Here is a 22,476-nt window from a genome sequence, read left to right as displayed (position 1 = left end):
CTATCGCCCGGTGGCGCCTCCGTCCGAGGCGGGGTTCTTCTCGTCCCGCATCCCCGCGGGGTTCTCCCCCGGGGTTCCGCCGGGCTTGTCGCCGGCGCTCCCGGCCGGGCGTTCGGAGGGCGGCAGGGATTCGGGGGATTCGGCTTCCGCGGTGGAGGCCGTTTCGTCACCTTCGGCTTCCGGGGGAGGCGTCGATTCGGCACCCCCGGCTTCCGCGCCGGACGCCGTTTCGGTCTCTCCGGGCTGCGGGGCACTGGCCGGTCCCTGCACGATGCGCATCGCGTCCTGGAGTGCCTGTCGCTGTTCATCGCTCATCATGCCGAAGAAGGCGACGAGTGCGGCGGCCGGGTTGTCGCTCTGCGACCAGGCATCGTTCATCAGTGCGGCCGCGTAGGCGGCGCGGGTGGAGACGGCCTCATATCGATAGGCCCGGCCTTCCGCCTCGCGGCGGACCCAGCCCTTCTGATGGAGATTGTCCAAAACGGTCATCACCGTGGTGTACGCGATGGACCGTTCCTGCTGAAGGTCTTCCAGGACTTCTCGAACGGTCACCGGGCGGTTCCACTTCCACACCCGCGTCATGACCGCGTCTTCGAGTTCTCCCAATGGCCGGGGCACGCTCAGCACAATAGTGGGAGATGCCACCCATGGCCTGTCGAACGTTCACATATCGGGCGAGAGGTGACAAAAAGGGCGTACGACTCGGTAATCAAACGAGTCGTACGCCGGGTGACGCGGGAGTCGCCCAGGGAAACCGGGGTCCGTCAGCCCTCGACGTCCCGGGGCGCCGGGCGGGCGCTCTCGGCGTGCGCGAGCGCCGCGTCGACGGCCGCGTCCTCCTTGGCCTTGTTGGCGCCGCCCTGGGTCTTCACGATCACCTTGATGAGCCCGATGAAGAAGACGGCCATCACGACCGGCGGCACGAGCGCGGAGACGTAGTCCATGCGTCCAGGGTAGCCAGGTCCCGTCCGGTGGATCCCGGACACCCCCGGCCCGTGCACGGCCCGCGGCCCTAGGGTCTTTCGTTTGGATCAGGCCGGATCAGGGAGCGGGGTCTGGTGCCGTGCATCGCAAGGCGGAGGAGGGCGTCATGGCGGAGCCATGGCAACCGACGACAACGCGGCGAGGCGCGGTGCCAGACCCCGCGAGCCCGGCGTGATCCAAACGAGAGGTCCTAGCCCACGGCGAGCCGCCGCTGCGCGTGCGGGGGCCCGGGCTTGCGCTTGGGCGGGAAGACCTCGCCGGGAGTCGGGATGGGGCGCTGCGGGCGCGGGGACTGCGGCTCGGGGCGCGGCCCCGGTTTCTCGGGCCGCTCGCCCGGCTTGTCCCCGGGTTTGCGGGCGGGCTTCTCCGCGGGCTCCTCCGCGCTGCCGCGACCGCCCGGGAGCGCCGTGAGCCGGGCCCGGGAGGCGGGCACGGTGACGGCCCGGGGGGTGAAGCGGGTGTGCGCGCCGCGTTCGGCGAGGGCACGGCAGCGGTCGAGGAGGGCGGCGGCAGCGGGGGTGCCGCACAGGGCACGCAGGGCGTCGAGGTCGTCCGGGACCGGACGGTAGCCGGCCCGCAGGGCGTCCTCCAGGAGGGCGAGGTAGCCGCATGCGGCGCCGGGGAGGGCGGCGCGATAGCGGGCGAGGTCGGCCAGCAGGAAGGCCCGCAGGCGGGCGCCCTCCCGCACCGCCTCCTCGACGGACTCGGCGAGGCGGAGGCAGTCCTTGACGTCCTCGGAAGAAGCGGTGCGGTGATGGAGGGCGAGGGCGAGGGCCCGGCGGAGCACGCGCAGCTCCTCCGCGCCGAAGGCCAGGCCGCCGCGGGATCCGTATGGCGTGGGCATGCGGTGACGCTAGCGCTAATCGGACAAAACGGGCCGCTCAGGGGATCGTGTCGCCTCCGGGTTCCCTCAGGTGGGGGCGGCCTGCGCGCCCCCCGGGCCTCACATGCGGGACACGTTCCGTTCGTACACCAGCCGCAGGCCGATCAGGGTGAGCCACGGCTCGTGCTCGTCGAGCACCGTGGACTCGCCGAGGACCATCGGGGCGAGGCCGCCCGTCGCGATCACCGTGACGTCGTCCGGGTCGGCCGCCAGCTCCCGGGCCATCCGGCTGACGACCCCGTCGACCTGGCCCGCGAAGCCGTAGACGATGCCTGCCTGCATCGCCTCGACCGTGTTCTTGCCGATCACGCTCCGCGGCCGCGCAACCTCGATCTTCCGCAGCTGCGCGCCCTTGACGCCCAGCGCCTCCACCGAGATCTCGATGCCCGGCGCGATGACACCGCCCACGTACTCCCCGCGGGCACTCACCGCGTCGAAGGTCGTCGCCGTGCCGAAGTCCACGACGATCGCCGGCCCGCCGTAGAGCTCGACCGCGGCGACCGCATTGACGATCCGGTCCGCGCCGACCTCCTTGGGGTTGTCGGTGAGGATCGGCACGCCCGTCTTCACCCCCGGCTCCACGAGCACCGCCGGCACGTCGCCGTAGTAGCGCCGCGTCACCTCGCGCAGCTCGTGCAGCACCGACGGCACGGTCGCGCAGATCGAGATGCCGTCGATGCCGTCGCCCAGCTCCTCGCCGAGGAGGGGGTGCATGCCCATCAGGCCCTGGAGCAGCACCGCCAGCTCGTCCGCCGTGCGGCGCGCGTCCGTGGAGATCCGCCAGTGCTCGACGATGTCCTCGCCGTCGAACAGGCCGAGGACGGTTTGGGTGTTGCCTACGTCGATGGTCAGCAGCATGGCCCTACCTACTCCGCCGCTCGCAGGTCCAGGCCGATGTCCAGGATCGGGGAGGAGTGCGTCAGCGCTCCGACCGCCAGGAAGTCGACGCCCGTCTCCGCGTATGCCTTCGCGTTCTCCAGCGTCAGCCGGCCCGACGCCTCCAGCAGGGCGCGGCCGCCGACGATCGCGACCGCCTCCTCGCACTCGCCCGGCGTGAAGTTGTCCAGGAGGATCAGGTCCGCGCCGGCGTCCACCACCTCACGCAGCTGGTGCAGGGTGTCGACCTCGACCTCGATCGGCACGTCCGGGAACATCTCGCGGACCGCCTCGAACGCCTGGGCGACACCGCCGGCCGCCACGACGTGGTTGTCCTTCACCAGCGCCGCGTCCGACAAGGACATCCGGTGGTTCACGCCGCCGCCGCAGCGGACCGCGAACTTCTCCAGCGCGCGCAGGCCCGGCGTCGTCTTGCGGGTGTCGCGCACGCGCGTCTGGGTGCCGTCCAGGGCATCCGCCCACGCGCGCGTGGCGGTCGCGACGCCCGACAGGCGGCACAGGATGTTCAGCGCGCTGCGCTCGGCGGTGAGCAGGTCACGGGTGCGGGTGGTGACGGTGAGCAGCTTCTGGCCGGCCTCCACCCGGTCGCCGTCGTCGACGTGGCGCTCGACCTCGAACTCGTCCGTGCAGACCACCGAGATGACCGCCTCGGCGACCCGGAGGCCCGCCACCACGCCGGCCTCGCGCGCGGTGAAGTCGCCGGTGGCGACCGCCTCCTCGGGGATCGTCGCGACCGTCGTCACATCCACGCCGTGGTCCAGGTCCTCCTGGATGGCGACATTGGCGATGTCCTCGACCTCCACCGGGTCGAGCCCGGCGTCGGCCAGGAGCTGGGCGAGGGCGGGGTCGAGCCCGCACTCCAGATATTCCTCGTCGGCGTCCGCGCCGCAGGCACAGCCGTCGCCGCAGCCACCGGTCGAGGCGAGGGGAAGGTCGGGGGTGCTCACTTCTGTCACTGCTCCTGGGGATGCGGGGCGGTCGGGGGGAAGTCTGCGGTGTCGGTGGTGCGTACGGCCAGCGTCCGGTCCGGATTCAGCCGTACGACGATGTGGCGGCGCCAGCCGGTGTCGTCGCGGCCGGCGTGGTCCTCGCGCCAGTGGCAGCCGCGGGTCTCCTCGCGCAGGAGGGCTGCGGCGACCAGGACCCGGGCGACGTACAGCAGGTTGGTGCTCTCCCAGGTGTCCACACCGGGCTCGGAGGTCTTGCCGTTCTCCGCGAGGGCGTCGCGCGCGTCGCTGTGCAGCCGCTGGAGCCGGTCCGCGGCCTCCTGGAGGGAGGAGGCGGACCTGAGCACTCCGGCGCCGTCCGTCATGATCCGCTGGATCGTGAACCGGTCCTCCGGGGCGAGCAGCGGATGCGCGGGCTTCTCGGGGTACGGGACGGGTTCGGGCACACGCGCGTGCAGTCCGTTCTCCGCGCGTCCCCGGGCGATGTCGACGGCGATGCGCTCGGCGTAGACCAGGCCCTCCAGGAGGGAGTTCGAGGCGAGCCGGTTGGCGCCGTGCACGCCCGTGCAGGCGACCTCCCCGCACGCGTACAGGCCCGGCACGGTCGTCCGGCCGTGGGAGTCGGTGCGCACACCGCCGGAGGCGTAGTGGGCCGCCGGGGCGACCGGGATGGGCTCGGTCACCGGGTCGATGCCGTTCGCGCGGCAGGCGGCCAGGATCGTCGGGAAGCGGTGCTCCCACATGTCCGCGCCGAAGTGCCGGGCGTCGAGGAACATGTGCTCGGCGTCCTGCTCCTGCATGCGGCGCGTGATGCCCTTGGCGACGATGTCCCGGGGCGCCAGTTCGGCCAGCTCGTGCTGACCGGCCATGAAACGCACCCCGTCCGCGTCCACCAGGTGGGCGCCCTCACCGCGCACCGCCTCGGAGACGAGCGGCTGCTGGCCCTCCGCGTCCGGGCCGAGGAACAGCACGGTCGGGTGGAACTGCACGAATTCCAGGTCGCTGACCTCGGCGCCGGCGCGCAGGGCGAGGGCCACTCCGTCGCCCGTGGACACCGAAGGGTTCGTGGTCGCGGAGAAGACCTGGCCCATGCCGCCGGTGGCGAGAACCACGGCGGGCGCGTGCACGGCGCCCACGCCGTCGTGCTGGCCCTCGCCCATGACGTGCAGGCTGACGCCCGCGGTACGGCCCTCGGCGTCCGTCAGCAGATCCAGGACCAGCGCGTTCTCGATCGTGCGCAGTCCACGAGCGCGTACGGCCTCGACGAGCGCCCGGGAGATCTCGGCGCCGGTCGCGTCGCCGCCGGCGTGCGCGATCCGGCGGCGGTGGTGGCCGCCCTCCCGGGTCAGCTCGATACCGCCCTCGTCGTCGGTGTCGAAGTGCGCTCCGGTGGAGATGAGCCGGCGCACCGCGTCGGGACCCTCGGTGACCAGGATGCGCACCGCCTCCTCGTCGCACAGGCCCGCCCCGGCCACGAGCGTGTCCTCAAGGTGCTGCGCCGGGGTGTCGCCCTCGCCGAGGGCCGCCGCGATGCCGCCCTGCGCCCACCGGGTGGAGCCGTCGTCGAGGCGCGCCTTGGTGACGACGACCGTCCGCAGCCCCGCGGCCTCGCAGCGCAGGGCCGCGGTGAGGCCGGCGACGCCGGAGCCGACGACGGCCACGTCCGCGGAGATGGACCAGCCCGGTGCGGGCGCGTGCAGTCGTATGCCTGTGCTGGTCACGAGGCGGCTCCGTGGGGGTCGACGGGCTCGGGGGCTCCGAAGGAGAGGGGGATGTTGTCGATCAGCCGGGTGGTCCCGGCCCGGGCGGCGACGACGAGGACCGCCTCGCCGGTGAAGTCGTCGGGGATCTCGGTGAAGTCCGACGGATCGACCAGGGCCAGATAGTCCAGTACCAGCGGCGGGTCCAGTTGGGCGGCTTCGTCCAGCACCAGACGGGCGGTGCCGCGGACGGCGGCGGGACCGCCCGGCGCGGCCTTCGCCACGGCGTGCGCGTCGGCGGCGGCGCGCGACTCGCCTATCGCGCTGAGGGCCTCCGCCCGGGCGTTCGTGGAGGGCACCTCACGGGCCCGCGCGCGCAGCGCCTCCTGGGCGGCGTGCCGGTCGCGTCCCGCGAACAGGGCCCGGGACAAGGCGAGCGCGGTGTGCCGCTCGGCGGGCGAGAGGTAGCGGTTGCGGCTGGAGAGGGCAAGCCCGTCGGACTCGCGCACGGTGGGCACGCCGACGATCTCCACGCCGAAGTTCAGGTCGCGCACCATCCGGCGGATCAGGGCGAGTTGCTGGGCGTCCTTCTGCCCGAACAGGGCCACGTCGGGGCGGGTGAGGTGCAGCAGTTTGGCGACGACCGTGAGCATGCCGTCGAAGTGGCCGGGGCGGAAGGCCCCTTCGAGGCGCTCGCCCATGGGGCCCGCGGACAGCCGCACCTGGGGCTCTCCGCCCGGGTAGACCTCGTCCACGGAAGGGGCGAACACGGCGTCCGCACCGGCCTGTTCCGCCACCTTGAGGTCCGTGTCCAGGGTGCGCGGATAGCGCTCGAGGTCCTCGCCCTCGCCGAACTGGAGCGGGTTGACGAAGACGGTGACGACGACCTCGCCGTCCGGTCCGGCGATCTGGCGGGCGGCGCGGATCAGGGCCGCATGGCCCTCGTGCAGGGCGCCCATGGTCATCACGACGGCTCGGCGGCCGGGCTTCACGCGCGCGTGCAGCTCGTCGGCGGTGCGCAGCAGGGCGGTGGTCATCAGGCGTCCCCTTCGATGCCGTTGCCGAGTACCCCGAGGAGGTCCTCGGCCAGCTCCGGCTTGAGCAGTCCATGGGCCAGGGCGCGGTCAGCGGTCGCGCGGGCCATCGCCAGATAGCCGGCGACGGTCTCCGGAGCGTGCTTGCGCAGCTCGGCGACGTGCGCGGCGACCGTGCCGGCGTCGCCGCGCGCGACGGGGCCGGTCAGGGCCGCGTCGCCGGAGCGCAGGGCGTTGTCCAGGGCGGCCCCGAGCAGCGGGCCGAGCATGCGGTCGGGGGCCTCGACGCCCGCCGCGCGCAGCAGCTCCATGGACTCGGCGACCAGAGTCACCAGGTGGTTCGCGCCGAGGGCGAGTGCCGCGTGATACAGCGGGCGCATCTCCTCGGCGATCCACTCGGGCTCGCCGCCCATCTCGATCACCAGCGCCTCGGCGGCCAGCCTCAGCTCCTCGGGCGCGGTGACCCCGAAGGAGCAGCCGGCCAGGCGCTGGACGTCCACCGGGGTGCCGGTGAAGGTCATCGCGGGGTGCAGGGCGAGCGGCAGCGCTCCCGCTCGCAGGGCGGGCTCGAGCACCCGTGCGCCGTACCGCCCGGAGGTGTGCACGAGCAGCTGTCCCGGCCGTACCGCGCCGGTCTCGGCGAGGCCCTCCACCAAGCCCGGCAGGGCGTCGTCGGGGACGGTCAGCAGGACCAGGTCGGCACGGTCCAGGACCTCGGCGGGCGGGACGACCGGCACGTCCGGAAGCATCAGCGCCGCCCGGCGCCGGGAGGCGTCGGACACCCCGGAGACCGCGACCGGGCGGTGCCCGGCGAGTTGCAGGGACGCGGCGAGCGCCGGCCCGACCCGGCCCGCTCCGACGACGCCCACGGTGAGCCGCGCGGGGCGGTCCTTGGGGTCTGGCTGCTGGAATGTACTCACTCGACGGAGGCCTTCCCGTTCCAGTCCGCTCTGGGTACCGGACGATTTCTCGTCATGTTAACGCGATTGGTTCGCCGGGCGGCCGGCCATCCACAGGCTGTGGGCTTCCGCACGCCGTGAAGGGCGGGCACATGCGGGTGCCGGGCGGCACGGACGCACGGCATCATCCAGGGCGTGAGCACGGCGGCGAATGCGGAGGGGAACATGGCGCGGACGACGGAAAGGGCCGACGCGTACGACGAAGGAGCCGAGGAGCGGCCGACGCCGTCATCCGGCGAGCTGCCGTTTCGGCGGGAGCGCCGGATCGCCGCGCTGCGGCGCGCGGAACGCGTCCTGGCCCGCCCGGGCTTCCTCGGCACGCTCCGGGAGCGGTTGGCGCTGCTGGACGGCGTGCAGGACCTGTACGACCTCGACGAGGCCGCGGACATGTACGGGACGGGCGTGGTCGAGGCGCTGGAGGAGAAGGTCGCCGCACTGCTCGGCACCGAGGACGCCGCCTTCTTCCCCACCGGCACGATGGCCCAGCAGGTGGCTCTGCGCTGCTGGGCGGGCCGCACCGGCAGCCCCACGGTCGCCCTGCATCCGCTCGCCCACCCCGAGGTCCACGAGCGGAAGGCGTTCAGCGAGGTCGGAGGGTTGCGCCCGGTGCACGTCACGACCGAGCCCCGGCAGCCGACCGCCGACGAGGTACGCGGCTTCGAGGAGCCCTTCGGGGCGCTGATGCTCGAACTGCCCCTCAGGGACGCGGGTTTCCTGCTGCCCTCCTTCGAGGAGCTGGCCGAGGTCGTTCAGGCCGCGCACGAACGCGACGCGGTGGTGCACTTCGACGGCGCGCGCCTGTGGGAGACCACGGTCCACTTCGGCCGCCCGCTGAAGGAGATCGCGGATCTCGCGGACAGCGTCTACGTGTCGTTCTACAAGTCGCTCGACGGGTACGGCGGCGCGGCGCTCGCCGGCCCCGCGACACTCGTCGAGGAGGCCAAGGCCTGGCGCCACCGCTACGGCGGCATGGTCTTCCAGCAGTTCCCGACGGCCCTCGCGGCCCTCGCCGGCCTGGAGCGGCACCTGCCCCGGCTGCCGGAATACGTGCACCACGCGCGCGTGGTCGCCGCCGCGCTGCGCGAGGGGTTCGCGGCGGCCGGAGTGCCGTGGGCCCGTGTGTACCCCGACCCGCCGCACACCTGTGACTTCCAGGTCTGGCTGCCGTTCGCCCCGGACGTCCTCGCGCAGGCCGCGGTCCGGCAGGGGGAGGAGTCCGGGACGCTGCTGTTCGCCAACGGCTGGCAGCGCTCGGGCCCGGGTCTTGCCTTCACCGAGGTCTACGTACGGGCCGCCGGACTGGACTGGACGGCCGACGACGTGCGCAGGGCCGCGATGGAGTTCGTGCGGCGGCTGCCGGACGCCGCGGGGTAGCGGGGCCCCGGGGCCGCGGTCCGGCGGAATCAGCAGCCGGGGCGCGGGCGGCGCGCGAAGAGGCGGCGGGACAGGGCGGTCCGCAGCCGTCCGCGTGCCGGGCGGCCCGCCAGGGCGGCACGGAACTCGCGGTGACCGCCCATCTCCCGCACGAGCTGCCAGTCGTGGGCACCGGGGGCGGGCGGGGCGGGCTCGCCCAGCCGGCGGGCGCGGTAGGTGTCGAGCAGGTACTGCTGGGTGATGCTCATGGGATGTCGCCTCTCGGGACGTGGAGACAGGGATCCGTAGGCTCCGCGGCTGCCCCGGCTCGTCCCAGGCTGCGCCCGGAATGCTCCCGCTGTCGCGTCGATTGACGACCGCCGTCAACCGACGGCCGCGTTGTCGGTGGAGCGGTGCACCATGAGGTCATGAGTGTGCGCATCGACATCAGCGGGCTGCGGCGGGAGAAGATCGTCGCCGTTGTCTCTCCCCTGGCCGAGCTGGGGATGGCTCTGCACGCGCTGTCCGAGCCCGGCCATCACCCCGGGCTCCAGGGCTGGGTGACCACCGTGACCTGCGGCCTGGACCCGCACCTCGCCGACCGGATGTGCGAGGCCGACTTCCTGTGGCGTACGACGTTCTCGGACCTCTTCCAGCCGTACGCGGGCCTGCCGGGAGGGAACACGCTCCCCGGCGCCACCCTGGCCGAGGAGCTGGCCCTGCTGGACAAGCTCAGCGACGAGCAGTTCGTCGACGCGGCGCTGGAGTTCACCTGCCCGGCGTCGTACGGCACACCGGGTCCCGTCGCGCTCACCGACCCGGAAGTCCGTCGCCGCGCCCTGGAGCTGGCCGCCGCGCGAGGTCCGCGGCAGCTGCGGTTCAGCGAGCGGCTGCTGGCCGACCCGCCGAGCACCCGGGCCTGGCTGCGGCAGTTCCTGGAGGACTGCGACGAGGCGTTCTTCGCGGACGCCTGGTCCCGGCTGCGCCACCAGCTCGCGGCGGACGCCCGCCACAAGACGGAGCTGCTGCGGCGCAAGGGCCTGGGCGAGGCGCTGGCGTCGGTGTCGCCCGCGGTGACGCTCGACGAGGCCGCGGCCCTGATCACCGTGGACAAGCTCGGCGCGGGCCGCACGGCCACGGTGGACGGCGGTCTGCTGCTCGTCCCGACCAGCCTGGGCCGGCCGCATCTGATGGTCCTGCACCAGTACGGCTGGCAGCCCGTGCTGCACTACCCCATCAGCTCCCCGGAGATGGCGGCGCCCCCGTCGCTGGAACAGCTGACCCTGCGGATGGCCGCCCTCTCCCATCCGGTGCGCATGCGCCTGTGCCGCAGTCTCGCCCGCAGCGCGTTCACCACGAGCGAGCTGGCCCGGACCCACGGGATGACGGCGCCCGAGATATCCAGGCACCTGAGCACCCTGAAGAAGGCGGGCCTGCTCACCACCCGCCGCCGCGGCCGGTACGTCCTGCACCAGCTGGAGGTGACCGCGGTGGCCCGGCTGGGCAGCGACTTCCTGGAAGGGATACTCCGGTAGCGGACGCCGTCCCGGAGGTACCCCTCGGTCGAACCGGAGCTGCCCGTCAGTCGAACCGGATGTGCTTCAGCCCGACCTTCGCCTGCCGCAGCCGGTTCCGCACCGCGCTCTCGTTGTTCGGCCTGAGCGTCAGTCCGGCGAGCACGGCGATCCGGTCGGCCGTCTTCCGCACCGTCGAGTGGTCCGTCCACAGGTGCTCGGCGAACTCCGGCTCGCGCAGCCGTTCCAGACAGTGGTCGAGCTGCTCGACGGCCCAGCTCTCCCTGCGCGGCGGAGCGTCCTTTCCGGCGACGTGCCGAAGGAGGTGTCCGAAGCCGCGCTCCCGCAGCCGCTCCAGAACGGTCTCGCGTGCGGCGAGGAGTGCGAAGTGCCGTACGTCATGGCCGCGTTCACGCAGACGGCCGACCGTCTCCGCGAAGTACCCGGAGTCGGTGACGGTCATCGGCGCGATCACCACCCCGTCGTGCTTGCTCAGCGCCAGGTCGAGGACCTCGACCACACCCTGCCGCCAGGACACCAGGTCCTGGAAGTCGCCGCGCAGCCCGGGAGGCAGCATGCGGCGCAGTCCGAAGCCGGCGTGTTCCGGATCGCAGATGACGCTGCCCGGCAGCCGCCGCTGGATCTCGTGCGCGGTCTGTGTCTTGCCGCCCCCGAAGGGGCCGTTGATCCACAGAAGCATGCACCGACCCTAGCGGGACCGGTCCCCCGGCGGCGGGGGTTGGCTCAGCCGTGGCCGCCCGCCCGTACAAGACCGGTCTCGTAGGCGAGGACGACCACCTGTACCCGGTCCCGCAGGCCCAGCTTGGTCAGGATGCGGCCTACGTGGGTCTTCACGGTCGCCTCGGACAGCACGAGCCGGGCCGCGATCTCTCCGTTGGACAGACCCTGTGCGACCAGCACCATCACCTCGCGCTCGCGGTCGGTGAGCCGCTCCAGCTCCTTGTGCCGGGGCTCGGCGGCGCCGCCCGGCAGCATCGGCGCGAACCGGTCGAGAAGGCGGCGGGTGGTGGAGGGCGCGACCACGGCGTCGCCGCTGTGCACGGAGCGGATGGCGGCGAGCAGCTCGCCGGGCGGCACGTCCTTCAGCATGAAGCCGGAGGCACCCGCCTTCAGCCCGGAGAACGCGTACTCGTCGAGGTCGAAGGTGGTCAGGATCAGCACCTTCGGGGCGCCCGGCTCCGAGCAGATGCGGCGGGTGGTCTCCACGCCGTCCAGCTTCGGCATGCGGACGTCCATGAGGACCACGTCGACCTCGGTGGAGCGCAGCACCTGGAGGGCCTCGACGCCGTCGCCCGCCTCCGCGACGACCTCCATGTCCGGCTGGGCGGCGAGCACCATCCGGAACCCGGTGCGCAGCAGCACCTGGTCGTCGACGAGCATCACGCGGATCGGCATGGCGGGGGTCCTCCGGTCGGCCTGGGGTCGGTGGGCTTGGGCGGTGTCGCGGGCGTGCGGTCGGGGCGCATGGGTCACTGGGAAGGTTTCAGCGGCAGCAGCGCACTGATGCGGAAGCCTCCTCCGGGGCGGGGGCCCGCGTCCAGGGTGCCGCCCACCATGCCGACGCGCTCGCGCATGCCGATCAGTCCGTGGCCCTGGCCGTCGAGCCCGCCCTCTTCGTACAGCTCGTGCGGAGCGCCCTTGCCGTCGTCCTCCACCAGCAGTCCGAGACCGTCGTCGAAGTACACCAGGCGCACGCTCGCGCCCGCGTTGGGGCCCCCGTGCTTTCGGGTGTTGGTGAGCGCCTCCTGGACGATGCGGTACGCGGTCAGCTCGACGCCGCTGGGCAGCGGGCGCGGAGTGCCCTCCACCCTGAAGTCGACGGGCAGGCCCGCGCTGCGGCAGTGCTCGACCAGCTCGTCGATCTGTTCGACGTCGGGCTGCGGCACGTACTCGCCGGCCTCCTTGTGCTCGCCGGTGCGCAGTACGCCGAGCAGACGGCGCATCTCGGCGAGGGCCTGGCGACCGGTTCCGGAGATCGTCTCCAGGGCCTTCTTGGCCTGGTCGGGCGCGGCGTCGAGCACATAGGCCGCCCCGTCGGCCTGCACGACCATCACCGAGACGTTGTGGGCCACCACGTCGTGCAGCTCACGGGCGATACGGGCGCGCTCGGCCGCGACCGCGACCTTCGCCTGCGCCTCGCGCTCCTTCTCCAGCCGGGCGGCGCGCTCCTCCAGCTGGGCGAGGTAGGCGCGGCGGGTGCGCAGGGAGTCCCCGAGAACCCAGGCGAGGGCGAAGGGGACCGTCTGGAAGACCGCGACCGCGACGTTCCCGAGCGGGCTGGCGTGGGGGTCCGGCCAGCGGATCAGGGCCAGGGGGCCCGCACACAGGCCGCCGATGAGGCCGGTCCGGGAGGCCCAGCGGGCGCCGTCCGCGGCGACCGTGTAGATGATCACCAGCATGGCGAAATCGGCGATCATCGACTGCTGGTCCAGGACCAGCTGCGCCAGCCCCATCACCAGGGCCAGCAGCAGCATCTTCTCGGGCATACGACGGCGCAGCGCGACGACCACGGACAGGACGGCGGAGATCGCGAGGCCCGCGGGGATCGTTCCGTGGTAGTTCCGCGCCCCGACGAGGTTGGTCACGCTCACGCAGGAGAGCCCGAACAGGACGACGGCCCAGAAGCTGTCGACCCCGGTGGGGTGCCTGCGGAGAAAGTCATAGAGGCGCTGCACGTAACCCAGCGTAGGGAAGTGCTGCGTGTGCGGGGGTCAACCGGAGGTTCGATCCGGAGCGGACACGTGTACTCCGCAAGGTGGATACTCCATGATCCCGTACGGCTAGGGCGGGCCGAGGCCCGGGACGCCGAAGCCCGCGGGACGCCGGAGACCGGCGGACTCCGCAGGCCGGGGGACGCCGTGGGGCCCGCCCCCGCCTAGCCTGGCCCCGTGGCACAGCAGACGGGCGACGAGTGGCGGGGATGGCGGGCGGCGGCCCAGGAGGCGCTGTACGGGGCGCGCGGGTTCTACCGGCGGCGCGAGGGACCCGCGGGACATTTCCGTACGTCCGTGCACGTCTCCCCGCTTTTCGCCCTCGCCGTGGCCCGGCTGCTGTGCGCCGTCGACGAGGCCCTGGGCAGCCCCGCCCAGCTGGCGTTCGTGGACATGGCGGCCGGCCGGGGCGAGCTGGCCGGCGGTGTCCTCGACGCGCTGCCCCCGGGCGTGGCCGCCCGTACGCGCGCGTACGCCGTGGAGATCGCCGGCCGTCCCGAGGGGCTCGATCCCCGGGTCGAGTGGCTCGGCGAGCCCCCGCAGGGCATCACCGGACTGCTGTTCGCGAACGAGTGGCTGGACAACGTGCCGGTCGAGGTCGCCGAGGCCGGCTCCGACGGCGTACCACGCCTGGTCCTCGTGCGCCCGGACGGCGGTGAGCGCCTCGGGGAGCCGGTCGCCGGCGCGGAGGCGGAGTGGCTGGAGCGCTGGTGGCCGCTGCCGGCCGAGGGCTGCCGCGCCGAGATCGGCCTGACCAGGGACAGCGCGTGGGCCGCGGCCGTCGCCACCGTGGACCGTGGACTCGCCGTCGCCGTCGACTACGCCCACCGCGCGGAGGCCCGGCCGCCCTTCGGGACGCTCACCGGGTTCCGTGCGGGCCGGGAGGTCGCCCCGGTACCGGACGGCACCTGCGACATCACCGCGCATGTGGCGCTGGACGCCTGTGCCCTGCCAGGGGCGCGCCTGCTTACCCAGCGCGCCGCCTTGCGCACGCTCGGGATCACCGGCGCACGCCCCCCGCTGGCGCTGGCGTCCACGGACCCCACGGCCTACGTACGCGCCCTCGCACAGGCCGGAGCCGCCGCCGAGCTGACCGCGCCCGGCGGTCTCGGCGACTTCGGCTGGCTGCTCCAGCCCGTGGGGATCGCCGGGGCCTCGCTCGGGGGGCTCCTACTTGTCGATGTCCCCGACCACGAAGAACAGTGACCCCAGGATCGCCACCATGTCCGCGACCAGCGTCCCCGGCAGCAGCTCGGTCAGCGCCTGGATGTTGTTGTACGAGGCCGAGCGCAGCTTGAGCCGGTACGGGGTCTTGTCGCCCTTGCTCACCAGGTAGTAGCCGTTGATGCCGAGCGGGTTCTCGGTCCAGGCGTACGTATGGCCCTCGGGCGCCTTGAGCACCTTCGGCAGGCGCTGGTTGACCGGCCCGGGCGGCAGCTCGGCCAGCCGGTCCAGGCAGGCGTCGGCCAGGTCGAGCGCGTTGTACGTCTGCTCCAGAAGGCACTCGAAGCGGGCGAGGCAGTCGCCCTCCTGCCGGGTGACCACCTTCAGGGTGTCCTGGAGTTCCCCGTAGCCCAGGTACGGCTCGTCGCGGCGCAGGTCGAAGTCGACACCGGAGGCACGCGCGATCGGGCCGCTCACGCCGTACGCGTGCACCGTCGCGGGTGCGAGGACGCCCACGCCCCGGGTCCGTCCCCGGAAGATCTCGTTGCCGAGCACCAGGTCGTCGAACCGGTCCATACGGGAGCGCACGTCCCGCACGGCGGTACGCGCGCGTGCCGTCCAGCCGGCCGGGAGGTCCTCCTTGAGTCCCCCGACCCGGTTGAACATGTAGTGCATGCGCCCGCCGGAGATCTCCTCCATGACGTTCTGGAGTTCCTCGCGCTCCTGGAAGGCGTAGAACACCGGCGTGATGCCGCCCAGCTCCAGAGGGTAGGAGCCGAGGAACATCAGATGGTTGAGGACCCGGTTCAGCTCCGCGAGAAGCGTGCGCATCCACACCGCGCGCTCGGGAACCTCCATGCCGAGCATCCGCTCCACGGCCAGGACGACGCCCAGCTCGTTCGAGAAGGCGGAGAGCCAGTCGTGGCGGTTGGCCAGCATGATGATCTGCCGGTAGTCGCGCGCCTCGAACAGCTTCTCCGCGCCGCGGTGCATATAGCCGATGACCGGCTCCGCGTGTGTGATCCGCTCGCCGTCCAGCACGAGCCTGAGCCGCAGCACACCGTGCGTGGACGGGTGTTGTGGTCCGATATTGAGCACCATGTCGGTGCTCTCCGCGGCACCGCCGATCCCGACCATGGTCTCCGTCGTAGGAGTCATGGACACAGTCTCTCGTACGTAGGCTTGCGGCATGGAAACGGGGATTGCGGGGAGGGGCGGCGAACCGGTCTGGAGAGGCCTGCCGCCGGGGCTGCTGCGTATGCGGCGATTGTTGCTTGTGGTGTGGCTGGGGCTGTCGGCCCTCGTCGGGGGGCTGCTCCTCGGTGTGCTCGCCGGGCCCGTGTGGGCTCTGTTCGCGTTGCTGCCGCTGGCCGCTCTGAGCTGGGGCTGGGTGCTGCTCGGCCGGAACTGGCGCTCCTGGAGGTACGCGGAGCGCGCCGACGATCTGCTGATCAGCCGGGGCGTGCTGTGGCGGGAGCAGACCGTGGTGCCATACGGGCGGATGCAGCTCGTCGAGGTCACCTCGGGGCCCGTGGCACGCCGCTTCGGGCTGGCGAGCGTCCAGCTGCACACCGCGGCCGCGGCGACGGACGCCACCATTCCGGGCGTGGACCCGGCCGAGGCCGAACGGCTGCGGGACCGGCTGACCGAGCTGGGCGAGGCCCGATCGGCGGGGCTGTGAGCGCCCCCGAAGCCCCGCCCGCCATACCGGAGGGACACCAGGCCGCCGAGCGGCGGCTGCACCCGGTCACGCCCCTGCGGCGGGCCTGGGCACCGTTCACCGTGATCGCCGGCTGGGCCGTGCACGACCCTGGCCAGGCCCAGCAGCAGCTGACCAGACTGACCCCGGCCACGCTCCTCGCCGTGCTCGGGGCCCTTGTCGCGGCCGCTTCCCTGTACGGCTTCCTCAGCTGGCGGTTCACCTCCTTCGCGGTGACCGAGACCGAACTGCGCATCCGCACGGGCCTGTTGTTCCGCCGCACCGCGCACATCCGTCTGGACCGCATCCAGGCCGTCGACATCACCCAGCCGCTGCCGGCCCGGATCGCGGGCGTCGCCAAGCTGAAACTCGACGCCATAGGTACCGACGAAAAGGACGAACTCGCCTATCTGGGCGAGAGCGAGGCCCGCGCCCTGCGCGCCGAGCTCCTGGCCCGCGCGGCCGGTCTCGCGCCCGAGACGGCACACGAGGTCGATGAGGCACCGATGCGGCGGCTGCTGCATGTGCCGCCGGGCATGCTCGCCGTCTCCCTCCTGCTGATCGGCACCACCTGGGTTTCGCTGCTCGGCGCCCTCGTCGTACCGACGCTGGTGTGGTTCGGCACGCACAGCGTCTGGTCGGTGCTCGTGGCCGGGGTGCCGCTGGTGGGCGGGGCGGCCACGAGGAGCGCGGGGCGGTTCGTCAGCGCGTACGACTGGACGGTCGGCGAGTCGCCGGACGGGCTCCGGATCGACCACGGGCTGCTCGACCGGGCGCACGAGACGGTGCCGCCGGGGCGGGTGCAGACCGTACGGATCGTGGAGCCGCTGCTGTGGCGGCGGCGCGGCTGGGTGCGGGTGGAGCTGGATGTGGCGGGCTCCTCCAACTCGGTGCTGGTTCCGGTCGCTCCCCGCGCGCTCGCCGAGTCCCTGATCGCACAGGTGCTGCCCGGGGTGACGGTCCCCACGGCCCTCTCGCGGCCGCCGCGCCGCGCGGGCTGGTGCCTGCCGCTGTGGTGGCGCGGCCACGGACTGGCCGTCACCGGCGCGGTCTTCGCCACCCGGCACGGCCTGCTGCGCCGGACCGTGTCCCTCGTCCCGCATGCGAAGGTGCAGAGCGTACGGCTGACGCAGGGGCCGTGGGAGCGGTTCAGGAGGGTCGCCGACGTCCTGGTGGACAACGGCGCCGGCACGACGGTGCGGGCCCGGCTGCGGGACGCCGAGGAGGCGGCGGCACTGCTGTACGCACAGGCGGACCGGTCGCGCACGGGGCGACGGGACGCCCGGCCGGATCGATGGATGGCCTCGTAGGGGGCGGGTGCGCAACGACGTGAGGGGCGGCGGCACCCGGTGTGCCGCCGCCCCTCACCCATGCCGTGCTCAGGATGCCGCGGTGCGCAGCCCCTGGACGTCGATCTGTTCCGTCTCGTCGTGGGCCGTCAGGTCGATGACCTGGCCGACGCCGCTCGCCTGCGGGTCCGCGGGCTTGAAGCCGGACTCGGCCTCCGCCTTGTGCATCGCGAGGGCCTCCTGGCCGACGACATCCGCGAGGTCCTCGTTCTGCACGGACGCGAGGGCCTCCCCCGACTTCTTGGTGCCGAAGAAGTCGAAACCACCCTCCGCGGCCGGGCGGCGCGGCGGGGCCGCCGGTACGACGGCCACGGCGGTCGGCACGGTGAAGTGCCCGGTGGCGTGGGCCGGCTTGGTGGCGGCCGACTGGGGCTGCTGAGCGGTCGGGGCGGCCGTGTGCTCCTGCCCGGCGACCGCCGCGGGCTTCCCCTCCGCCTCGTCCTCCTCGCCGGAGCCTCCGCGTCCGGCGCCGGCCTCCGCGGAACGCCCCTTCCTGCCACGACCCTTGCCGGGGCCGTCGCCCTCCGGGGGCGTGGGCTTCGGGGAGGTCTTCGCCTGGGTCGCGACAAGCTCGGAAAGCGCGGACGGCGCGGGAGTCACGGGCGGCGCGGAGGGCGCGGGCTGCTCGCCGGCGTCCGTGGCCCGGTCCGCGTCGACGGGCTCGTCGGTGCCGCGCTCCACGGCGGGGGCGATCGCCTCCGTCGACTCGGCGGCCGTCTCGCTGCCGTCCTCCGTGGCAGCCTGCGCCACATCGCCGCCCGGCACCACATCGCCATCCGGCGCCACATCGCCGCCCGGCACCACATCGCCATCCGGCGCCGATACGGCAGTCGCTTCCTCGGTGTCGCTCTTCGCTCCCGCGTCCTGCGATGCCGAGTCGGGTTCGTCCTTCACCAGTCGCGTCAGCGCCGAGCCGGCCTTCAGGAAGAGCGCGGACCCGGCCGGAGAGAACACACCGGGAGCCGTCGCCTCGGGCGTGGTGTCCGGCGTCCCACGGTCCTCCGTCCCCTGGTCCCCCGGCACCCCCTGGTCCTGGTGGTCCTGCGGCGTCTGCGGGCCGTCCGGCGTCCCCTGGTCGTCCGGCGCGCCCGGCCCCGCGGGCAGCGCCCGCGCCGGGACCGACGTCTCTATGGCGAGCAGACGGCGGCCCTCCAGGGCGGACGCGCGCTCCGTCTCCGCCGTGGCGTACCGCCGCAGCAGGGCCGCGTGCTCGTTGCGCAGCTTCGCCAGTTCCGTGCGCTTGGCGCGCAGTTTCTGTTCCAGCTTCGTGCGCAGCTCGCGCGACTCCTCCAGGTCGGTCTCCAGCTCGGCGACCCGCTCCTCGTGGCGCCATTCGTCGCTCGCCCGCGCGCGCGTGAGGTCCGCGACGTGTTTGCCCGCGGCCACGTCCCAGCGGCGCATGACCACCGCGCCCAGGATCGTCGTCGCCGCGGCACCCGCGGCCAGCCCACGGAGCACCAGCGGCTCCGTGAACAGCCAGGGCCCCACGGCGCAGACGACCGAGACGCCGGCGATCACCGAAGAGGGCAGCAGCCTGTGCAAGGGCGGAGAATGGCGGTGACGTCCACGTGGCATGGCCAGAAACTTACCGCGCGTAGGCGAATGATGGAGCCCCGCACGGTAAAAACCCGGCCACTCCGGCACCTTCACACGGCCCGGGGCACATCGGAAACGGAAGAGCCGCCTCCCAAAAAACCCGAGCATTCCCTTCCGTAGCGCTTACGGCACAGGAGCCCGAGGCCGACGGCACCCGTCCCGCCGGCCCCCGCCGCAGGCCGCACGGCGCCTGCGGCGGGGGCCGCCTCCCCTATTCAAGATCATTTCTCGGTGGGCGCGACCACGGACTCCCAGCCCGACTCCCCCGCCCGAAAGCACCATGAGGACATACGTCCCGGCGAATTCCGGACCGCTCGGCGACAACACCGGTACGCATTCCTCCGCTCAGCGGTCGGTGAGCCGCCCGCTCATCCACTGGAGCGCCGCCGGGATCTCCCGTCGCCATGTGTTGAAGTTGTGGCCCCCGCTGTCAAGGATGATCGACGAGATCCGGGTCGGCTTCCTGGCCTGCACCTGCTGTATGAACTTGAGCGTGGACCGGTAGTTGCCCTCGCCCTGCCTGCTGCTGCTGACCAGCAGTGAAGTGTCCGGCGCGGCGAGGTGCTTGAGGCACCACCACAGGTCGGCACGGTTGCGCAGGTTCTTGTTGCCGTGGAAGAGGTCGCCCGTGGTCGGGTCGGTCGGCGCCTTGTAGTACGGCGACAGGCCCGCCCCGGCGGCGTACACCTCCGGATGGTGCATCGCCAGCTTCAACGCGCAGTAGCCGCCCGTCGAATCCCCTATGACACCCCAGCTGCCGGGTCCCTTGCCCACCCGGTAGTGCGCCCCGACCGCGTCGGGAAGGTCCTTCGCGAAGAATGTCTCGGTCTGCGGGCCACCGGGGATGTCCACGCACTCCGTGTCCCGCGGCGGCGCCACGGTCGGCCGCATCATCACCAGGATCATCGGCTGCATCCTGCCGCTCCTGACCAGTCCGTGCGCCGTCTGCGGGTAGTGCAGCCCCTTGATGAGCGCCTCGGCGGTACCCGGGTATCCGGTGAGGACGACGGCCGCGGGGAACGTCCTTGTGCGGTACTGCGGCTGGAAGTACTCCGGCGGCAGATACACGTACGCGGGCGAGGTGACACGGGTGGTGGGCCCCGCGATGTCGACCTTCTGGATCTGACCCCCGATCTGGGGCTGCGCACCGTCCTGCACATTCACCTGGCGGGTGCCGACCACCTGGAGAGGGCCTCCGCTCGAACCCCCCATACCGTGGTTGACGACCACACCCTGCTTGCTCTCCTGGCCGAACAAGTCCGCCCAACTGGCATAGAACCCGAAGGCCTGGTTGGTGGCGAGCCCGATCGACGCGAAGACCGCGAGCTGGGTGGCGAACAACAGTCCGACCCGTCCGCCGACAGCCGGCCAGCTGCGCCGCGCCAGCCGTGGCCAGTGCCAGACCGTGCCGACGAACAGCAGCACGGCGAGCATGACCGCCAGCACCAGCACTTTGTTGCTCGTGAGACCCATGGGCTCTTTTCCTGCCTGCGCTTTCCGACCCACGGGGAGCCCCCGCGCTTTCGCGAGGGCTTGCCCCGGACTTTCCTTCGCCTTTGAACCGGCTTTGTGATGGGGAGTGAACCTCTCTCCCCTCGACACCGTCCTAGAGGGCGCAATGTCGCCGGATGCACCAATAGGCACCGGGCACAAGGTCTCTCGCAGAACTACGGGATGCGATGTCTGTCAGGATAGATGGGGAAAAGTCGGGCGAGGTTCCGGGGCAATCCCGCGGAGTTCGCCGCATACTGCGCGGCCCGCGCCCGCAGGCCGTTCCCGCGCTGGTGGCCGGCGCCTGCACGCTCGTGGGAGTCCTGGACATCGCCGCGGGAGTCTTCCCGCGCTTCCGGCACAGCCGGATGCACCGCATCGTCGAGGTCCTGCCCGGCGCGTTCGGCCCGTTCGCGGCCGCCCTGTCGCTGAGCGCCGGTGTCCTCCTGCTGCTCCTCGCGCACGGGCTGCGGCGGCGCAAGCGCAGGGCATGGCGAGCGGCCGTGATCCTCCTGCCGGCGGGCGCCGTTGCGCAGTTCGTCTACCGCCACTCCGTCATCGGCGTCCTTCTGTCGGCGGCGCTGCTGCTGCCGCTGCTGCGCCACCGCGACGAGTTCGCGGCCCTGCCCGACCCGCGCAGCCGCTGGCGGGCGCTCGCCAACTTCGTGCTCATGAGCGCCGGTTCACTGGGCCTCGGCCTGGTCATCGTCAGCGTTCACACGAACCGCATGGTCGGCGACCCGAGCGTGTCCGACCGCATCGAGCACGTCCTGTACGGCCTGTTCGGCTTCGAGGGCCCGGTCGACTACACCGGCGACACCTCCTGGACGGTGGGCTTCTCCCTCGGCGCGCTCGGCCTGCTGACCGCGGTCACCACGATCTACCTCGCCTTCCGGCCCGAACATCCCGCCGCCCGGCTCACCGAGGAGGACGAGGCCCGGCTGCGCGCCCTGCTGGAGAAGCACGGCACCCGCGACTCGCTCGGCCACTTCGCGCTCCGCCGCGACAAGGCGGTCGTCTTCTCGCCGAGCGGCAAGGCCGCGGTCACGTATCGCGTCGTCTCGGGCGTGATGCTGGCCAGCGGCGACCCGATCGGCGACGTGGAGGCATGGCCCGGCGCCATCGAGCGGTTCATGGACGAGGCCAAGGCCCACTCCTGGACCCCCGCGGTCATGGGCTGCTCGGAGACGGGCGGCGAGGTCTGGACCCGCGAAACCGGCCTGGACGCCCTCGAGTTGGGCGACGAGGCGGTGGTGGACGTCAAGGATTTCTCGCTCACCGGGCGTGCGATGCGCAACGTGCGCCAGATGGTGAAGCGCATCGAGCGGGCGGGCTACGAAACCCGGGTACGGCGCATCCGTGACCTGAGCGAGGGCGAGCTGGAGCGGATACGGCGCGCGGCCGAGGACTGGCGCGGCACGGACACCGAGCGCGGCTTCTCCATGGCGCTGGGCCGCATCGGCGACCCCTCCGACGCCGACTGCCTGATCGCCACGGCCCACAAGCCGGATGCCGCGCAGGGCCCGTACGGCGACCTGAAGGCGATCCTGCACTTCGTGCCGTGGGGCTCGGACGGCGCCTCGCTGGATCTGATGCGCCGCGACCGCTCGGCGGACCCGGGCATGAACGAGCTGCTGATCGTGGCCGCCCTCCAGGCCGCCCCGAAGCTCGGGATCGAGCGCGTCTCCCTGAACTTCGCGATGTTCCGCTCGGCGCTGGCCCGCGGCGAGAAGATCGGCGCGGGACCGGTGCTGCGGGCGTGGCGGGGACTGCTGGTCTTCCTCTCCCGCTGGTTCCAGATCGAGTCCCTGTACAAGTTCAACGCGAAGTTCCAGCCGCGCTGGGAGCCGCGTTTCGTGGTCTACGCGTCCTCCCGCGACCTGCCGCGCATCGGTCTGGCCGCGATGCAGGCGGAGGGCTTCGTGAATCTGGCGCTGCCCCGCCTGCTGCGCCGCTCGGCTCCGGTTCGGCGGCCGTGCGCCCACACGGTGCCGGAGCGCGGGGTCCGGGCCGCCTGACCCGGGCCCGAGCCCCTCGGACCGGGACCGGCCCGCCGACCCGGACGGCACATCCGAGCGAGGGTTCCCGGCCCGCCCAGCCCGGGAACCCTCGCTCAGACCACCCACCCCACCGGGCCGTCCCCCAGGTACCCCGCTTGCCTCACCGCACACATG

General features: G+C 72.7%; 21 protein-coding genes. 6 read left to right on the top strand and 15 right to left on the bottom strand.

Going from position 1 to position 22,476, the window contains the following annotated elements:
• The 8 genes from ABZ876_RS07025 to ABZ876_RS06990 form a co-directional block, all read right to left on the bottom strand.
• Nucleotides 1–618, bottom strand: coding sequence for a BlaI/MecI/CopY family transcriptional regulator (locus tag ABZ876_RS07025; protein ID WP_361775420.1), 618 nt, complete (start codon nt 616–618; stop codon nt 1–3).
• Nucleotides 619–764: 146 nt separating this feature from the next.
• Nucleotides 765–944, bottom strand: a complete 180-nt coding sequence (locus ABZ876_RS07020; RefSeq protein WP_361775417.1) for a hypothetical protein — start codon at nt 942–944, stop codon at nt 765–767.
• Nucleotides 945–1,174: 230 nt separating this feature from the next.
• Nucleotides 1,175–1,828: a hypothetical protein gene (locus ABZ876_RS07015; protein WP_361775414.1), complete on the bottom strand. Its 654-nt coding sequence runs from the start codon at nt 1,826–1,828 to the stop codon at nt 1,175–1,177.
• A 99-nt stretch (nt 1,829–1,927) separates the two neighbouring features.
• Nucleotides 1,928–2,725, bottom strand: a complete 798-nt coding sequence (locus tag ABZ876_RS07010; RefSeq protein WP_361775411.1) for a type III pantothenate kinase — start codon at nt 2,723–2,725, stop codon at nt 1,928–1,930.
• 8 nt (nt 2,726–2,733) lie between these two features.
• A complete protein-coding gene (nadC, locus tag ABZ876_RS07005) occupies nt 2,734–3,711 on the bottom strand; it encodes a carboxylating nicotinate-nucleotide diphosphorylase (protein ID WP_361775408.1) in 978 nt (325 codons plus the stop codon).
• Between the two features lie 5 nt (nt 3,712–3,716).
• Nucleotides 3,717–5,432, bottom strand: coding sequence for an L-aspartate oxidase (locus ABZ876_RS07000; RefSeq protein ID WP_361775405.1), 1,716 nt, complete (start codon nt 5,430–5,432; stop codon nt 3,717–3,719).
• Complete coding sequence (gene panC / locus ABZ876_RS06995) at nt 5,429–6,448, bottom strand: pantoate--beta-alanine ligase (protein ID WP_361775402.1); 1,020 nt, start codon at nt 6,446–6,448, stop codon at nt 5,429–5,431. Before panC ends, ABZ876_RS07000 begins: the two co-directional genes overlap by 4 nt.
• Nucleotides 6,448–7,365: a DUF2520 domain-containing protein gene (locus ABZ876_RS06990; protein ID WP_361775399.1), complete on the bottom strand. Its 918-nt coding sequence runs from the start codon at nt 7,363–7,365 to the stop codon at nt 6,448–6,450. Before ABZ876_RS06990 ends, panC begins: the two co-directional genes overlap by 1 nt.
• A 174-nt stretch (nt 7,366–7,539) precedes the next feature.
• Between ABZ876_RS06990 and ABZ876_RS06985 the strand changes: the two genes are divergently transcribed.
• Nucleotides 7,540–8,778 (top strand): beta-eliminating lyase-related protein, encoded by a 1,239-nt coding sequence (locus ABZ876_RS06985; RefSeq protein WP_361775396.1) that lies wholly within the window; start codon nt 7,540–7,542, stop codon nt 8,776–8,778.
• Nucleotides 8,779–8,807: 29 nt separating this feature from the next.
• Here ABZ876_RS06985 and ABZ876_RS06980 read toward each other — a convergent pair whose 3' ends face one another.
• Nucleotides 8,808–9,026 (bottom strand): hypothetical protein, encoded by a 219-nt coding sequence (locus ABZ876_RS06980; RefSeq protein WP_361775393.1) that lies wholly within the window; start codon nt 9,024–9,026, stop codon nt 8,808–8,810.
• A gap of 159 nt (nt 9,027–9,185) precedes the next feature.
• Here ABZ876_RS06980 and ABZ876_RS06975 point away from each other — a divergent pair, with 159 nt between their 5' ends.
• Nucleotides 9,186–10,292 (top strand): DUF5937 family protein, encoded by a 1,107-nt coding sequence (locus ABZ876_RS06975; protein ID WP_361775390.1) that lies wholly within the window; start codon nt 9,186–9,188, stop codon nt 10,290–10,292.
• A 46-nt stretch (nt 10,293–10,338) separates the two neighbouring features.
• Here ABZ876_RS06975 and ABZ876_RS06970 read toward each other — a convergent pair whose 3' ends face one another.
• The 3 genes from ABZ876_RS06970 to ABZ876_RS06960 form a co-directional block, all read right to left on the bottom strand.
• Nucleotides 10,339–10,971, bottom strand: a complete 633-nt coding sequence (locus ABZ876_RS06970) for an AAA family ATPase (protein ID WP_361775388.1) — start codon at nt 10,969–10,971, stop codon at nt 10,339–10,341.
• Nucleotides 10,972–11,015: 44 nt separating this feature from the next.
• The gene (locus ABZ876_RS06965) at nt 11,016–11,687 is read right to left on the bottom strand and encodes a response regulator transcription factor (protein WP_361775385.1); all 672 of its coding nucleotides are present in this window, start codon (nt 11,685–11,687) and stop codon (nt 11,016–11,018) included.
• 74 nt (nt 11,688–11,761) lie between these two features.
• The gene (locus tag ABZ876_RS06960) at nt 11,762–12,967 is read right to left on the bottom strand and encodes a sensor histidine kinase (RefSeq protein ID WP_361775382.1); all 1,206 of its coding nucleotides are present in this window, start codon (nt 12,965–12,967) and stop codon (nt 11,762–11,764) included.
• Nucleotides 12,968–13,180: 213 nt separating this feature from the next.
• On the opposite strand from ABZ876_RS06960, the gene ABZ876_RS06955 reads away from it, so the two are divergent.
• Nucleotides 13,181–14,209 carry an SAM-dependent methyltransferase gene (locus ABZ876_RS06955; protein ID WP_361775379.1) on the top strand — a complete coding sequence of 343 codons (1,029 nt, stop codon included), beginning with the start codon at nt 13,181–13,183 and terminating at the stop codon, nt 14,207–14,209.
• Here ABZ876_RS06955 and ABZ876_RS06950 read toward each other — a convergent pair.
• A complete protein-coding gene (locus ABZ876_RS06950; protein WP_361775376.1) occupies nt 14,174–15,325 on the bottom strand; it encodes an NADH-quinone oxidoreductase subunit D in 1,152 nt (383 codons plus the stop codon). The genes ABZ876_RS06955 and ABZ876_RS06950 overlap by 36 nt on opposite strands.
• Nucleotides 15,326–15,356: 31 nt before the next feature.
• Here ABZ876_RS06950 and ABZ876_RS06945 point away from each other — a divergent pair, with 31 nt between their 5' ends.
• Both ABZ876_RS06945 and ABZ876_RS06940 read left to right on the top strand, forming a co-directional pair.
• Nucleotides 15,357–15,848 (top strand): PH domain-containing protein, encoded by a 492-nt coding sequence (locus tag ABZ876_RS06945; RefSeq protein ID WP_361775374.1) that lies wholly within the window; start codon nt 15,357–15,359, stop codon nt 15,846–15,848.
• Nucleotides 15,845–17,176: a PH domain-containing protein gene (locus tag ABZ876_RS06940; protein ID WP_361775371.1), complete on the top strand. Its 1,332-nt coding sequence runs from the start codon at nt 15,845–15,847 to the stop codon at nt 17,174–17,176. Before ABZ876_RS06945 ends, ABZ876_RS06940 begins: the two co-directional genes overlap by 4 nt.
• A 69-nt stretch (nt 17,177–17,245) precedes the next feature.
• Here the strand turns inward: ABZ876_RS06940 and ABZ876_RS06935 are convergent, their stop codons facing one another.
• Together ABZ876_RS06935 and ABZ876_RS06930 are read right to left on the bottom strand one after the other, a co-directional pair.
• The gene (locus ABZ876_RS06935) at nt 17,246–18,790 is read right to left on the bottom strand and encodes a hypothetical protein (protein ID WP_361775368.1); all 1,545 of its coding nucleotides are present in this window, start codon (nt 18,788–18,790) and stop codon (nt 17,246–17,248) included.
• A 366-nt stretch (nt 18,791–19,156) separates the two neighbouring features.
• The gene (locus tag ABZ876_RS06930; RefSeq protein ID WP_361775365.1) at nt 19,157–20,284 is read right to left on the bottom strand and encodes an alpha/beta hydrolase-fold protein; all 1,128 of its coding nucleotides are present in this window, start codon (nt 20,282–20,284) and stop codon (nt 19,157–19,159) included.
• A gap of 206 nt (nt 20,285–20,490) precedes the next feature.
• On the opposite strand from ABZ876_RS06930, the gene ABZ876_RS06925 reads away from it, so the two are divergent.
• Nucleotides 20,491–22,320 (top strand): phosphatidylglycerol lysyltransferase domain-containing protein, encoded by a 1,830-nt coding sequence (locus ABZ876_RS06925; protein ID WP_361775362.1) that lies wholly within the window; start codon nt 20,491–20,493, stop codon nt 22,318–22,320.
• Nucleotides 22,321–22,476 lie beyond the last annotated feature (156 nt).

The sequence above is a fragment of the Streptomyces sp. NPDC046931 genome, from assembly GCF_040644655.1.
Classification (GTDB): domain Bacteria; phylum Actinomycetota; class Actinomycetes; order Streptomycetales; family Streptomycetaceae; genus Streptomyces.
The sequence above is the reverse complement of the archived record's forward strand: the minus strand, read 5'-3'. Positions and strand labels throughout refer to the sequence as shown.